This is a genomic window from Xanthocytophaga agilis, assembly GCF_030068605.1.
GTDB classification, from domain to species: Bacteria; Bacteroidota; Bacteroidia; order Cytophagales; family 172606-1; genus Xanthocytophaga; species Xanthocytophaga agilis.
On sequence record NZ_JASJOU010000017.1, the window covers coordinates 39,334 to 54,711 of the forward strand.

Sequence of the window (15,378 nt, forward strand, 5' to 3'; positions counted from 1 at the left end):
CCATCTGTTACCACTCATTAACCACAATGACTATAGCTGAACACTTCTCTTATGCCAGAAGGAAATGGCTTTTTTATCTGATATTTCTCTGCCTTCCACTACCAGGTGTATGGGGACAGTCCCATGTAATCTGGCAGATTGGCTCTCAGGATGGCAAGGGAACAGAGTTTGCGCTGGCTCCCTCCCGTTTCAGTCAATTCCTCAACCAGGATTTTGGCTGGGAAGACCGTTACTATCTGATTGGTCGCTCCTCTCCTGCTACTGACTGGCCCTATGCGCTGCCTGGTCCGGCGGACGGATGGGGTGGCACAGGCCCTACTTCCGGTGTTCGGTATCAGCAACTTAGTATTCTGTTTGGGATCGACCAGAAGCCTGCTACTGGTAACTGGAAACTGATTCTGAATCTGCTTGACAATGCAGCTACCAATCCTCCCCTTTTCAAGGTTAGCATCAATGGGCATGCTACCACATATCAGCTTCCTGCTGGTGGTGGGGATTCCTCCTTGACAGGCAATCTGTTTCGTGCAAAAAAATATACGCTGGAAGTACCTTTTCGTACTGAATGGCTTCAATCAGGCAACGAAATCACCTTAACCATTCTGCAAGGCTCCTGGTTATTGTTTGACCAGATACGACTGGAAGGGCCACAAAATGTAAAGATAACCCAACCCTCTCAGGTGTTTGTCCGCACGATACAACCTGCTGCCTATCAGATTGAAAAAGACGGCAAACCCTATCAGCCTCTGCTGATAGATCTGGAACATCTGTCAGGCAAACCCCGTCTGAGTGTATGGCTGGATAAGGTAAAAATACAGGAAGAGACCATTGAAACAGGACGTTACCAACTGGAAGCACCTATGCCTGCGGTGACACAAAACAAACAAAGTGAGTATGAAATAAAGCTGGATGGCAAAACACTACTAAAAGGTAAAGTAGCACGTTCAGCACAACCCCTAATCACTCCGGCAGACTATGTTGACACACAGATGGGGTCAGCCCATTCCCGCTGGATGATAGCTCCCGGCCCCTGGATGCCTTTCAGCATGGTAAAGCTCAGTCCTGATAATCAACCCGCCGGATGGCAGGCAGGCTATGACCCGAGCATTGAAAGCATTGGCTCGTTTAGCCACATTCATGAATGGACAATGGCAGCTATTGGCATTATGCCAGTCAATGGTCCGCTCAAAATACAGGTAGGCGATCCCCAACATCCCGGACAAGGCTATCGATCCCGTATGGATAAAGCATCCGAACAAGCCCCATTGGGTTATTACAAAGTTCATCTGACTGATTATGACATTCAGGCTGAACTAACCGCTACAACCCGTTGCGGATTTCAGCGCTATACCTTCCCTAACCGGAAAGATTCTCGGGTGATGGTCGACTTTCAGATTCCGGCTGAGTATACCTATCATATTGAAGAACTGGAAGTGAAACAGAAAAATGATCACACCATAGAAGGCTTCAGCAAGCAGAAAACACCTGATGCCTGGTCTGGAGGAGTGGATCAGGAGTATACCATTTATTTTGTCATTGAGTTTGATCAACCGATACGACAACTAGGTACATGGATCAATGATTCGATACAAAACACCAATCAGATCCATCGCATAAAACCTGCCCATGCAGGAGCTTATGCCGAATTTGATACCGAGCAAAACAAAGTTGTACAGGTCCGTTCGGCTCTTTCACTGGTCAGCCTGGAAAATGCCCGGCTCAATCTGGAAACCGAGGTAGTCAAGCCATTTGGATGGGACTTTAATGCAGTGCGTCAGGCTCAGGTTAAAACCTGGAATGAACTGTTATCCCGCCTTCAGATCAGCACCAGCGACAGAAGAGAAAAGGTTCGGTTTTATACCAATATGTATCGTGCTCTCTGTAGCCGCAATACCTGGAGTGATGTCAATGGCCAATGGGTAGATGCAACAGAGAAAGTTCACCAGTTTGCCAATCCAAAAGATGTAGCACTAGGTTGTGATGCCTTCTGGAATACATTCTGGAACCTGAACCAGTTCTGGAATCTGGTTACCCCGGAATGGTCATCCCGATGGGTTAAATCCCAGCTGGCAATGTATGATGCCAATGGCTGGCTGGCTAAAGGCCCTGCAGGAATGGAATATATTCCGGTGATGGTTGCCGAACACGAAATTCCGCTTGTGGTCAGTGCTTATCAGATGGGTATTCGGGATTATGATGTAAACAAAGCGTTGGCTGCAACCATTAAAACACAAACCACCCTGCCTGAAAAGGTAGGAAACGGCTTAGCAGGCAATGCAGACCTGCAACCCTATCTTACCCACAAGTTTGTTCCTTATGATAAGGGACGTTTTTCAAATTCACTGGAATACGCCTTTGATGACTATTGTGTAGCACAATTTGCCAAATCACTTGGCCAGCAAGCTTCTTATAAGCAATTTTCAGATCGTGCCAACTGGTGGCAAAATGCCATCAATCCCAAAACAGGGTATGCCCACCTGAGAGGTTCGGATGGTAACTGGCAGGCAAACTTTGATCCCTTTAAATCAGGCGCAAATGAGCATTACGTCGAAGGCAATGCATGGCAGCTCACGTTCTTTGTTCCTCAGAATGTACCTGCACTGGCAAAGATCATTGGACAGAACGAATTTATCAAAAGGCTCAACTGGGGCTTTACAGAAAGTGAAAAGCTCCGGTTTAATGCACCCGGAGATCAGTACTGGGACTATCCGGTTATACAGGGAAATCAGCAGTCAATGCATTTTGCATTTCTGTTTAACTGGGTAAAACAACCCTGGCTTACCCAGCAGTGGAGCCGTTCTATTGTAGATCGTTATTATGGATCAGGAGTTTCCAATGCTTACTTAGGAGACGAGGATCAGGGACAGATGAGTGCCTGGTTTATCATGGCTGCACTGGGATTATTTCAGACAGATGGTGGTTGCCGGATTGATCCTATCTATGAAATTGGCAGCCCTCTCTATTCCAAAGTAGTGATTGACTTAGGCAGTCAGTATGGCCGGGGAAAATCGTTTACCATTGAAGCACACAATGCATCCCGAACCAACAAGTTTGTTCAAAAAGCTGTATTAAATGGCAAAGAATTAAACGCCTGCTGGTTTTCAGCCAGTGCACTCCTCAAAGGAGGAAGCCTGGTACTGGAAATGGGACCACAACCCAATAAAAACTGGGGCATTATACCACCGCCAGTTGCTGAATAATCTTATCTATACTTTACATTCTTATGTCTAAAAATATATCGTTACTGATTCTTATAGGGATTGTATTACTTGGTTCATGCCAGTCAAAGCAACCCCCAACCCATTCCCTTGCAGATTCCATTCTAGCTAATCCATCTTATGCGACAGTGAAAAAGTTGTCACTGGATATAGTCAAAACCGGATTCAATGCCGGAGACGGGTATGGAGAGGTGTGGATACGGGACTACAACACCTTTATTGAGCTATCCGCCAAAGTATCCCCTCAACAGGCTTTGCGCGAAAATCTCGAAGTGTTTTTCCGGCTTCAGGGCAAAGATGGCAATATCGTAGATGGATTTATTCCACGACAAAAAGCAGCAGGAGGCTACGACTATATCTATTCTGACCTGGAACCCCGCTATGCCGGACATAAAAATACGGTAGAGACGGATCAGGAATCTTCGCTGGTTCAGGCTGTGTACAAATACATAACTGTTACCAAAGACACCACGTTTCTCACTGCAAAAATCGGAGACAAAACTATCGCAGACCGGTTGGAAGCAGCGATGGATTATCTTTTGACTCACCGTCTGGATACAACACATGGACTTCTATACGGAGCAACTACAGTGGACTGGGGCGATGTACAACCTGAACATGACTGGGGGGTATTTATTACCGATCAGACTCACTATACCCTTGACATCTATGACAATGCCATGTTTATCATTGCACTGGACAATCTGATTCACCTGTTACCACAAAAACAACAACGCTGGAAAACTGTCCGTCAGTCTATCGCAGCTAACTGCAGGAAACATCTCTGGGATGCGAAGAAGCAAAAATTCAAACCACATATTTATCTCACGTCCTCCCCATTTCCGAAAGAGTTTAATGAAGATAGTATTTACTATCATGGAGGAACAGCTATTGCGATAGAAGCCGACCTGCTATCCAAAGATGAAATCAAAGCTTCCCTTCAACACATGATCGAAAATGTAAAAGCCAGTGGAGCAAAAACCATTGGACTTACAGTCTATCCTCCCTATCCGCAAGGGTATTTCAAAAACAAGGGAATGTATCCCTATGGCTATCAGAACGGAGGCGACTGGGACTGGTTTGGAGGCAGAATGATTCAACAACTGGTGCGTTATGGATTCATTGAAGAGGCCATACAACAGCTAAAACCTATGGCTGACAGAGCCGTCAAAAATAAGGGATTTTACGAATGGTATACTCCTCAGAACAAACCTGAAGGTTCAGGTACCTTCCGCGGATCAGCAGGTGTATTGTATAAGGCAATCACACTATTGGAAGAGTGGGCGGAGCAACAAAAAGTTACAGAGAAACAGTAGTAATATGAATCATTCCAGACTTTGGATACAATTCAGTCTGACATAGTAAGCAAAGCCTATGCTTTTTAGAAGTGTAGGCTTTGTTTTTAGTGTCACTATTCAAATTTATTCAAACATCCGTTCAATGCTATCAAGGCAAACTACACAGAAAGCCTTCTGTAACAATCTCGTTGCAATGTTAGCGGCCTTTCCGACTGGAGAATATTCCTTCTCAGAAAGCAAAAATGGCTCTATTTGTCACACCTGTCCCGACAACTGCCTGCCACGCATCAGCGTGGGCGGGAAGGTTCTTTAAGAAGGACAAAAAGAGAAAATGATCCTTTCAAGGAGGATAAAAAAAGAGAAAGACCGCTCACTGTAGGAAGTCAGAAAAGAGGCGTGATTCTTCAGCAGAATCAAAAACAACCTGCTTTTACATTTGAAATGACACCTGTTTTTTGAATATACATTCTCCCCAATAATAAATTCCAAAAAATCAGCCTATCTATGACACGAAATCTAATTGCTATATCCTCCTTACTAAGATACTACTTTTTATCATGTATGAACCAGAGGTATTGTTATGCAGTTCAGCTTTTCAAATATTTCCTTTTTTATCAGCTATTATGTAGCTCTCTTCAAGAGTAAGCCTTATATTTGAATTTTACAAAACTACTGTATAAATACTGTCCTATGAAAACAGCTTCATTGACCGAATTGTATGAAGAAATCACTCTCTGTACCCATACGGATCTGACTGCACTTTTACCCAGTGATATTCAGAATCAGGTAGGCCACTTTAATCTGTTTGATATCAATAACCTGTTTAAAAATATTCAGCAAACACCTGCCTCTCCCTATCCATGCCGATCGTTTTACAAGATAAGCCTTACCATTGGAGCCAGTCAGGTGATATACCCCAACAAGGTTTTCGATATTAAACAAGCTGCTTTGATTTTCTCCACGCCTAAAATGCCCTTCTACTGGCATCCATTTGAGATGAACCTATCAGGTAAGTTTTGTGTCTTTACCGCGGAATTTTTGCAACCGCTAAAAAGTGGGGTTGTGCTGGATGAACTACCGATCTTTGACGAAAACGAATATCCTGTATTTGTACTTTCTGATGAGCAGTGTATGCGGGCAATGGCTATTTTTCAGCGGATGCAGGAAGAACTGAAATCGGACTATGCCTACAAATATGACCTGTTGCGAACCTATGTGCTGGAACTGATTCACTTTGGACAAAAATTGCAGCCTGCCACAACCCTTCATCCTACTCATAGTGCATCGGCACGAATCACGTCACTCTTTATTGAATTACTGGAACAACAATTTCCGATTGAGACCCCACAACAACAGGTGCGTTTACGTACAGCTAAAGAGTACGCAGATGTGCTGGCCGTTCATGTAAATCATCTGAATAAGATTCTCAAACAAGAAACAGGACGTACCACAACCGATCTGATTTCCGAACGCATTGCACAGGAGGCGCAGGTTTTGTTAAAGAAAACACATTGGACTATGGCAGAAATCTCAGACAGTCTTGGATTTACAGACGTTGCGCACTTCTCCCATTTCTTCAAACGTCAGACCCTGCTTTCTCCAGCCGCTTTCCGGGCAGAAGGTAATACCAGAAAGCCTAAATCAGACAGAGGATTGATTTATACAAAAGACGGATTGAGGTATACAAAACAAATCTGATGTAAGGGGTAGATCTTTGCAGTGTTCATTTACTGTAAACATTAACCCAATGACAACAAATAAAATTGCGCTGGTTACCGGCGGTAGCCGCGGTATCGGCAAAGACATAGCTTTGAGCCTGGCAAAAAAAGGAACTGACGTTATCATTACCTATCATAGCCAGCAAACAGAAGCCGAATCGGTAGTAACTCAACTAAAAGACTTAGGTCGCAAAGCCGCAGCACTGCGTTTGAATACGGCAGACACCAGCACCTTTGACGCATTTTACACCAAACTTACATCGGTTCTAAAGAATACTTTTGAGACAGATCATTTTGATTTTCTAATCAACAATGCCGGTACGAGTCATACTTCACCTATTGCCACCCAAACCGAAGAAGAGTTTGATCAGATGTATGCTATTCACCTGAAAGGTGTATTCTTTCTGACTCAGAAAATGCTTCCCTTACTCAACAATGCAGGTCGTGTTATTAATATGTCTTCGGCAGTGGCACGTATCAGCTATCCGGGCGTCTCTGCCTACAGTATTATGAAAGGGGGCATGGACGTGTTTACCCGAAATCTGGCAGCCGAGCTTGGACCAAGAGGGATTACTGTCAATTCGATTGCTCCTGGAGCTGTGTTTGGAGGAGGCGCCATGACCGATACACCTGAGATGAGAGCCTTTGCTGCCCAGATTTCCGCACTAGGTCGTATAGCACTACCTGACGATATAGGGGGCATTGCAGCCTTTCTGTGTAGTGAGGATGCCCGATGGATCAACGGCCAGCGTATTGAAGCAACCGGGGGAGTAGGACTCTAACAGTATTTTTTTCATACCGGACTCTTGAAGCTATTATCAACCGTCCGGTATGTTTTTATTTTAGGACTCCAACTTATTCGTGTGAGAGCAGTCAAATGGCATGGTCATCTGTCGGAGAAATATGCAACAACCCTCTCTCAGCAAGTAAGTTACGAATCATCACACGCCCAAGCTGTATTAGAGTATACTGGAGTGAATCCAGAATTATCTCCTCAGGATTGGCTTCTAAAAACTGATCACAACCCTTAAGGTTTCCCGTTTAGCATATCTGCTAGCGGAAGACTGTCTACAGGTAGTTGGCCTAACACAGGATGGGCCATGAACCAGATCCGAATCCAGGTACCTTGCTGGCTTTCAATTTCCAATCGGGCATTGATATCTTGACTAAGCCCCTGCATGAGTTTCATGCCTAAAGTACTGGTTGTCAAACTATCAAAACCATCAGGTAATCCCACACCATTGTCAGCCACTGTAAGCAGAAAATGATGGTCTGCCTGTTCGATGAGTGAAATCCGGATCAGGCCGTCCTGGTTATTGGGAAATGCATATTTGAGTGCATTGGTGAGGGCTTCATTGAGAATCAACCCCAGTGGAATCGCTTGTGTAGCATCAAGCTCAATGGGCTGGATCTGTAATTCAAAGCGGATGCGTTGGCTGATATCAAAACTGTCGCGCAGGTAGTGGACCAGTTCGTGCAAATACACTGACATAGCAATAGTAGCTACATTATGCTCCTGGTAGAGTTTCTGGTGAATCAGTGACATGGCAAATACCCGGTGCTGACTATCCCTGACTGCCTGCAGGGCCTCTCTTTCCAGGTAGGCCGATTGTGATTCAAGTAAACTGATTACCATTTGCAGGTTATTTTTTACCCGATGATGCACCTCCCTAAGCAGCCATTCTTTTTCCTTGAGCAACTCTTGCAATGCTACATTTTGACGGCTTATTTCCAGTTTCTGAGCCTGCAACTGCTCATTGTTACGCTTTTTGACCTGGTATTGCCTGTAAATAAGCCCTAAAAGCAGCAACAACAATGTGGCTCCAGCAATAATGCTGTTGCGCTGAATCTCTCTTTGCCTGATACGCCCTGCTTGCACTTGATTCTGCTCGGTGAGAAGTGCAATATTTTGTTCTTTCTGCCTGGTATCATACTGGATTTGCAAAGTAGAAATCTGCTTACTTTTTGCCTCATTAAAGATAGAGTCATTCAACGCTTTGTAGTGCTGATAATGGGTAATCGCTGCCGGATACCTTCCCTGAGCTGAGTCAATCCTGAATAACTTTAAATGAATATCAGCGATAGTAAGCAGCGTACCTGCCTCCTTTTGTAAACGCAAAGCCTTCTCCAGGTAAGCCCTTGCTTTATCATATTGTTGTATAGCCAGGTAAAAGCTGCCCGCTTTTTCATAGGTAACGATGGTATGTTCCCCTTTTCTATCCCGGCTCTCTTCAATATGGATCATTTGAAGATAATGTTTTTCGGCCTGAGCATATTGCTTTAGGGCCAGGTAGCAATCACCCAATGATCTTTCTACTTCCAAGGTAGCATGTACATGTTCAGGAGGATATTTCCTGATAATGTTCAGAAAGAAATCAAGTGCTTCCCTGGGTCGGTTCTGGGCAATTAAATTAGCAGAAATAAGTCGGGCAGTATGAAGTACCATCCAGATATTTTTATCCTGCTCAAAGTACCAAAGAGCTTTTTTTAAATAAAGCAATCCTTCTTCCCATTGTTTTAATTCTCCATGGATCGTTCCGAGCCGCCCATGGAAAAGACCGAATGAGGTGGTATCCTGTGCAGCCCGTGCGCTTTCAATCGAAGCTAATCCGTACTGAATAGCATCCTTGTAATTACCTAATTGTTTGTTTACCGCTACAAGCAGATCATAGGTGTAATGGATCTTAGGATAGTTAATGGATCGGTAAAGGGTTACTACCTGTAATAACTCACCCAAAGACTGGGCTGATTTTCCCTGCCAGAAGTGCATATCGGCAATTTCTTTCAGCGCATTGGCTTCTTTCTCTTTATTTCCGATGTGTCGGAAGAGAAGCATAGCTTGTTCAAAGGCCCGAATCTTTTCAGGTATTTCGGCTTCTGTCCGCCCATAACTGGCAGCCACATATAGCCAGCCCATTGCCTGCTGTAGTGTATCTCCTTGTTGCTTGCTTAGGGAAATACCTTTCAATAAGGTGCTTCGCCCCGTTTGCCCATTGCCTTTCCACACCAATGCATCCCCTAATAAGTAAATACTTTCAATCTTTCCTTTTTGAAAATGAAGAACATTGCTTACTATATAGCTTTGCCTGGCGTATAGGTAAGCACTGTCAGCGTTGGGTGGGTTTCTATTTAAATAGTATGCGCTTAGTTGCAGTAATAGATTCGCTCGGTTGGTATCAGCACGCTTCAGATTACTTTGCTCCAGGAGCCTGCGTATACTATCTGCCGGGTCTTGCTTTTGTATCGGATAGAAGGACTCTGCTTTTATTGCCAGATTAGCACAACAGAAAAAGCTTACCAGCAGTACATAAAAACTCTGGGTTAGATATACCATAGTAATAAAGAAGTATATAGTTGATTGCATTATCAGCTCTTCTTTGTAAAACAAATATATTCAAGATACTGCCTGAAAACACTCTGGGAAAGGCGCTAGTAGAAAAATATAGTGCTTTATACTATACGTTTAACTCCAAAACAGATTTTTGCCTGGTAATTGATACAGCTATTGTTACGTGTTTTGCTTTACTGAAATGTTATCCTTTGGATAAGTACTAAAAGTACTCGCAAAGCAGTTCTTCATAGAAAGTCACTCATAAAAACACGTATAGTAACACAAAATAATTTATAGATTAGACTTTTGGCAATTACTGACAACTACCCAAATGGCAACAGTAAAAGCTTGAAATAAAGAAACTCCTCAGCAAATTTTCTACTATCCATCACTGTATTACCTTATGCAGCGACACTACAGACTCGTTTTACTAATCTCCTTACTTTTCGGGTCATATTTTTTGCTTGCACAGAACACATCATTCACTTTTGGAGTAAAGGCAGGAGTGAATATTTCCGATGCAGAAGAGTCTACTAACTACCTTATCGGTATAAAAGATCATAGGTTGGCTTTCACTTAGAAGTCACAGGAGAGTATGCACTCTCTAAAATCTTCTACCTGCAATATGCTCTTATAGTAACAACCAAAGGCACTATACACAAAGATGCGGATATATGGATCGGTTCACTTATCCCTCCTATTTATATACTGGAAGAAGACAACCAATCAAATCTACCTTCAGGCACCTCTTAAAATAGCAACTAAGTCCTCGTTACACTCGATCTCAAAAATTGGAGCCAATGCAGGTCCCTATTTTGCTTATGGCATTGGAGGAAAAGAAATATGTAAAGATCATACAATACAACAGGTGCCGATATCCCGATAAGAAGACAAAAACAAATACATTTGGTTCAAACAAAGAACAACCTGACAGAACAGATTATGGACTAAGCTTTGGATTAGTATGGAAGTTAAATAAATTTAGTGTCAATATGGATTATGAGTTGAGCTTTCCAAACCTCGGATATATCAGTGAAGAATATCCCTTTGATTATTATAAATATAGAAACAGAAACGTCTTACTCACAATTGGCTATAGTTTCCAGTATGTGTCTAGCATGGCTATTTTGGATATAAGCCTAGTTAGTAAAATTGAAATAGTAGAGCAATATACCTAACTAGTAGAGCAGATAGTATAAAAAATCTGCTCTACTTCTACCTGAAAGAAACAAAATAAACCTAGGATGACCCTACATCACAAAATCAGTAATGCCCGAAAAAGCAAAGGACTAACCCAGGAAGAGCTATCTGCCTTAACAAAAGTTACAGCCCGAACTATTCAGCGAATTGAAAGTGGAGAAAGTACCCCCCGCAATTATACGCTAAAAGCTATTGCTACTGCCTTAGAAATACCCTATGAAGAACTACTAGGACTCAATTCTCCTGAGCAAAATCTCACAAAAGATCTGCATGAAGAGGACTCTTCCAGCATAGAAGAGGACAAACATTTTCTACGATTACTTTGTCTTTCCTGCTTTGTGTATCTGATCATCCCATTTGTACACTTTCTTGTTCCATCGTTTCTTTTAAAGAAACGAAAGGAGCAACATCCTGCCATCATTTGTTTTGCCAGAAAAGTAATTCTCAGTCAGATTTATTGGGTAATATCGTTTCATGTGCTGCTTTTGCTAACGTTTCTCTTTAACTTCCTTCAGGTTAAATATGCTGCAAGTCCTTACGTACTAGATTTTATATGGACATTTTTCTTCTGTTATACACTGAATACAGTCATTATTCTTTTGCAAATTTTCCAGATACAAAAACTTCATTTAGCGTCCTCTTATGTCTCAAAGACGTCTGTTATTGCCTAATTTCGTGGAAATGACGTGCAAATGTCTATAGACGTTCATTGGTCTGCTCCGTAGTTTTGCATCTGATAAACCATCACACTCCTATGCAAACTACTACACTTCTGAGAGCCAGTGTGCTCATGATCATTTACTTCATACCTCCCTTTGCAGACGTATGTCTGGCTCAGCAGATACCCCAAACACCTACCAATACACTGATAGTACCTACAGAAGATTATCAACTGGACTTTCAGTGGTATACAGATACCCTTCAGTCAAAGCCAGAATCTTATTCAGCTCTGCTAATCCCTGTGGAAATCCCACACTGTGACAAATTGTTCTATATGCAGTTTGATTCAGGCTCTCCTTATTCACTGTTTTATACCAATAAACTAAAAGCTATACAAGCCAGATATCCTAAATCAGTACAGATAAAAGACTCAGCAGATAGAGTAACTAACTTCTCATTTCGAATAGGTAAAAAGAAGATACTGGCAAAAGAAATAACGATCAGGCAATTTGATAGCACATCGATTCACTGGAAAGAAAAGAACAGTATAGAGATTATAGGAACCATTGGAGTTGACTTCTTTGAGAATAAGACCCTGGTAATTGACTATCCAGCAAAAAAGATTTTTATTGGCGATAGTATCCCTACAAAGATTGCCTCAGACTTCAGTTTATCGGATTTCATTTTTACAGGGAAACGCATCCTGTTACCTGCTCTGTTGAAAAACAAAAAGACTATTCTTTATTTTGACACAGGCTCAAGTGCATATCCACTTCTAACAGATAAAGAAACAAGTTTATCTCTTTCCGTTCCCAATTCCACACCCCTTCAATACCAGGTAAAGTCATGGGAGAAGGTTATGACAGCCAACACCTTCCCTACACAAGATAGTATTGAAATAGCTACAACTAAATTGCCTATCCATACTGTAACGTATATGGATGGTGTTAGCAATGCACAGGTTATGCAAATGAAGAAAATCGGTATTGGCGGAATGACAGGTAATGCACTTTTTCTGAATTACATTTTGATAGTCGATACCAAAAACAAAAAATTTGGCATAAGTCATTCTTTAAAAAAATAAACAGTATAGTTCTGTTAATATGATCCATCCCGAATATTGAATGAAATGCTTGTTTTACAAAATCAGCATCTATGCTTTTGAAAAGAGTATAGATGCTGGTTAGCTTTTGAGAAATCTCTTTTCCTGAGTCTGCTTATTGTCCCTTACATTATTCTTCCACTAACCTCTTCATCTTTTGCTTGCCAAAAAAGGGTACCAAACGAGAATTTGGTGAGCCAGATTTGTGTGTGAGCAAAAAAGGGTACTTTCTGCCGGACCTCCCCGCGCAAAGCCAGGGGCTTTCCTAGCGGGAAAAGATTTCCAACGCACAATTACAACCTTTTGCGTTTGAAGGCATCATTGTTCAATTTATAGCTTATTCTTTTTACTTTACTCGACCATCTTCCATCTCCAAAATAAAATCCTTCTCCTTAAAGTTCGGGAGAACCCATATCAATCTTACCAGGATGATTCAGGTAAGATTAATTTCACGAATAACTTTACATGATCAATAATCATTCTGTTCTCAACCGATTTGCTGGATTGGCAAGGGCGGCTTTAATAGCTTGTACACTCACTGTGACCAAAGCAATACTGATTGCAAGTATACCAGCAATGGCAAAAATCCACCAATAGATCTCAACGCGATACTCATATCTCCTCAACCATCCATTCATCACCCATAATGTTATAGGAGAAGCAATCAAAAAGGCAATGACAACCATCCAGACAAACTCTCTGGACAACAATAACCAGAGATGCGTCACTGAGGCACCCAATACTTTTCGGATGCTAATCTCTTTGGCCCGACGTTCAACCATATACATAGCCAACCCGAATAATCCCAGACAGGAAATAAAAATAGCTAGTCCAGCAAATATACCTCCCAATCTGGCTACCTGATTTTCAGTAGTAAATTTCTTTGCAAACTCTTCATCTGCGAAATAATAGTCAAAGGGTAGAGAAGCATTGTATTTTCCAATAATGGGTTCAATTGTATTCAGGGTATACTTCAGACCTGCATTGTTTTTTAACCGGATCAAAATGACATTTATATTATCTGTATTAAATAAAATAACACCAGGTGCAACAGACTTAAAAGGATCTCTCATAAGTACATTTTTAATAACACCTACAATAGTCAACACCTTATCCCCAAGTTTGATCGTCTTACCAATAGGATCTTTGTACCCAATTAGTTTCAGGGCAGCTTCATTCAGAATAATACTATTGGAATCCGTTGCGAATTCTTTTGTAAAGGGTCGGCCTGCTAAAAATGTCAGTTGTGTAGCTTTTTCATAATCCCAATCAGTCATCACCACATCCAATGCAATAGTTGTATTGGGATCTTTTCCTTCCCAGCTAAAATGGGGAAAATCATTGTTCACCCAAGTCATGCCACTGGACGATTTGGCAACTGCTTCAATATATCCTGTGTTCAGCAAATCCTGTTTTAGCGCATTGTAATTTTTTAGCAGATCCGGATTGCTATTCAGCATAAGAAGGTTATCCGGATTATACCCAATGGGGCGTGTTTGGGCATGTTTGACCTGAAGAAACACTACAAGTGTACAAATGATTAACCCGATTGAAATAGCAAACTGTGATACCACCAAAAATTTCCGGAAGCTGAGTGTGCCTTTGCCTTGCTTTAGCACACCTTTCAATACCCGTACTGGCAAAAATGAGGAAAAATAGAAAGCAGGATAACTCCCCGCCAGCAAACCAGTAACAAGGCAAAAAGCAATCACAGCCATCCAAAAACCAGGGTGGCTGTAATCAAGTCTTATATCTTCAAGCCCAAAATTGCTTAATGAGGGCAATATCAATTGAATCAATACCAATGAAAGTACAAAGGCAACAAAAGAAGTCAACAACGACTCAGTTAGAAATTGCACAATCAGCTGGCTCCGTTGAGAACCTACTGCCTTGCGAATGCCAACTTCTCTGGCACGTTTTTCACTGCGGGCAGTGGCCAGATTCATGAAATTAATACAAGCGATAAGCAAAACACAGATACCAATAATTCCAAACAAACGCAGGTAGCCAATCCTTCCATCCGTATTTACCCAATTAGTAAAATCATCGTATAAATGCCATCTTACCATTGGAAAAAGAAACAACTTCTGATCTTTTATTCCAGTATCTTTATCTTTAAGCAAAGGACTGAGTTTTTGAGAAAGTGCTTCCATAGAAGTTCCTTCTTTTATCTCAATGATGGTTCCCAGGAAATTATTATTCCATCTTGTTCGTGAGCCTTTGATTTCCTCATTCTGGTGAATCAGAAAGGAGAAAGGTGCCAGAAACTCAAATTGTATGGATGAATTTTTCGGAACATCCTTCATCACAGCAGTCACCTGGAGAGGGTATTGATTATCAATTGTAATAAGTTTTCCGATAGGGTCCTGAGAACCAAATAATGCATTTGCGAGTGATTGAGTGAGCACAATGGCATTCTGATCGATCAAAGCAGTTTTCGGATTTCCTTTTATCACTTCTAAGGTGAACATCTCCAGGAAATCAGGATCCACATAGATACCTTCTTTGTTAAATTTGTGGTTGCCCTGCACCAAGCTATGCATCCTCCCCCAGTCAAACCGCGTCGCACGTTTTACTTCCGGATAATTAGCTTTAAGCTCATCATACAAGGGCAACATAACAGATAGGGCAGTACTTTTCTGATTATTCAACAGCAGATGCCTTCCCACAAAAGCAATACGATCCTTATTGGTATTAAACTTATCAAAACTCTGTTCAAAATGAATCCACATTCCAATGAGCAAAGCAAAGCCTACCCCCAGAGAAAGACCAATAATATTGATAAACGATAAGGTCTTATTCTGGAGCAGATTGCGCCAGGCGGTTTTTAAGTAGCTGTAGAACATAGGTATAT

The 15,378-nt window shown here is 41.8% G+C and carries 10 protein-coding genes; 8 read left to right on the top strand and 2 right to left on the bottom strand.

From position 1 onward, the window contains the following. Positions 1-26 precede the first annotated feature (26 nt). The 5 genes from QNI22_RS33275 (at position 27) to QNI22_RS33295 (ending at position 7,013) form a co-directional block, all read left to right on the top strand. Positions 27-3,197: a GH92 family glycosyl hydrolase gene (locus QNI22_RS33275; RefSeq protein WP_314517805.1), complete on the top strand. Its 3,171-nt coding sequence runs from the start codon at positions 27-29 to the stop codon at positions 3,195-3,197. A gap of 23 nt (positions 3,198-3,220) precedes the next feature. Next, entirely contained in the window at positions 3,221-4,531 is a 1,311-nt protein-coding gene (locus tag QNI22_RS33280) for an amylo-alpha-1,6-glucosidase (RefSeq protein WP_314517808.1), read from the top strand. A gap of 234 nt (positions 4,532-4,765) precedes the next feature. Next, entirely contained in the window at positions 4,766-4,972 is a 207-nt protein-coding gene (locus QNI22_RS33285) for a hypothetical protein (RefSeq protein ID WP_314517811.1), read from the top strand. A 231-nt stretch (positions 4,973-5,203) separates the two neighbouring features. Beyond that, positions 5,204-6,211, top strand: a complete 1,008-nt coding sequence (locus QNI22_RS33290) for a helix-turn-helix domain-containing protein (protein WP_314517813.1) — start codon at positions 5,204-5,206, stop codon at positions 6,209-6,211. A 49-nt stretch (positions 6,212-6,260) separates the two neighbouring features. Next, on the top strand, positions 6,261-7,013 hold the full coding sequence (locus QNI22_RS33295) for an SDR family NAD(P)-dependent oxidoreductase (RefSeq protein ID WP_314517815.1): 753 nt from the start codon (positions 6,261-6,263) through the stop codon (positions 7,011-7,013). Between the two features lie 245 nt (positions 7,014-7,258). On the opposite strand, the gene QNI22_RS33300 is transcribed toward QNI22_RS33295, so the two are convergent. After that, positions 7,259-9,565: a histidine kinase dimerization/phosphoacceptor domain -containing protein gene (locus tag QNI22_RS33300; protein ID WP_314517818.1), complete on the bottom strand. Its 2,307-nt coding sequence runs from the start codon at positions 9,563-9,565 to the stop codon at positions 7,259-7,261. Between the two features lie 797 nt (positions 9,566-10,362). Between QNI22_RS33300 and QNI22_RS33305 the strand changes: the two genes are divergently transcribed. The 3 genes from QNI22_RS33305 (at position 10,363) to QNI22_RS33315 (ending at position 12,506) form a co-directional block, all read left to right on the top strand. Further along, positions 10,363-10,740 carry a hypothetical protein gene (locus tag QNI22_RS33305; protein WP_314517822.1) on the top strand — a complete coding sequence of 126 codons (378 nt, stop codon included), beginning with the start codon at positions 10,363-10,365 and terminating at the stop codon, positions 10,738-10,740. A 66-nt stretch (positions 10,741-10,806) separates the two neighbouring features. Next, the gene (locus tag QNI22_RS33310) at positions 10,807-11,433 is read left to right on the top strand and encodes a helix-turn-helix domain-containing protein (RefSeq protein WP_314517823.1); all 627 of its coding nucleotides are present in this window, start codon (positions 10,807-10,809) and stop codon (positions 11,431-11,433) included. 83 nt (positions 11,434-11,516) lie between these two features. After that, a complete protein-coding gene (locus QNI22_RS33315) occupies positions 11,517-12,506 on the top strand; it encodes a hypothetical protein (RefSeq protein ID WP_314517825.1) in 990 nt (329 codons plus the stop codon). 494 nt (positions 12,507-13,000) lie between these two features. Here the strand turns inward: QNI22_RS33315 and QNI22_RS33320 are convergent, their stop codons facing one another. Continuing rightward, positions 13,001-15,370: an ABC transporter permease gene (locus tag QNI22_RS33320; protein ID WP_314517828.1), complete on the bottom strand. Its 2,370-nt coding sequence runs from the start codon at positions 15,368-15,370 to the stop codon at positions 13,001-13,003. Positions 15,371-15,378 lie beyond the last annotated feature (8 nt).

Coding starts and splice junctions, on each gene's coding strand:
- QNI22_RS33275 (WP_314517805.1), top strand. CDS start 27: ATGACTATAGCTGAACACTTCTCTTATGCCAGAAGGAAATGGCTTTTT.
- QNI22_RS33280 (WP_314517808.1), top strand. CDS start 3,221: ATGTCTAAAAATATATCGTTACTGATTCTTATAGGGATTGTATTACTT.
- QNI22_RS33290 (WP_314517813.1), top strand. CDS start 5,204: ATGAAAACAGCTTCATTGACCGAATTGTATGAAGAAATCACTCTCTGT.
- QNI22_RS33295 (WP_314517815.1), top strand. CDS start 6,261: ATGACAACAAATAAAATTGCGCTGGTTACCGGCGGTAGCCGCGGTATC.
- QNI22_RS33300 (WP_314517818.1), bottom strand. CDS start 9,565: ATGGTATATCTAACCCAGAGTTTTTATGTACTGCTGGTAAGCTTTTTC.
- QNI22_RS33305 (WP_314517822.1), top strand. CDS start 10,363: ATGCAGGTCCCTATTTTGCTTATGGCATTGGAGGAAAAGAAATATGTA.
- QNI22_RS33310 (WP_314517823.1), top strand. CDS start 10,807: ATGACCCTACATCACAAAATCAGTAATGCCCGAAAAAGCAAAGGACTA.
- QNI22_RS33315 (WP_314517825.1), top strand. CDS start 11,517: ATGCAAACTACTACACTTCTGAGAGCCAGTGTGCTCATGATCATTTAC.
- QNI22_RS33320 (WP_314517828.1), bottom strand. CDS start 15,370: ATGTTCTACAGCTACTTAAAAACCGCCTGGCGCAATCTGCTCCAGAAT.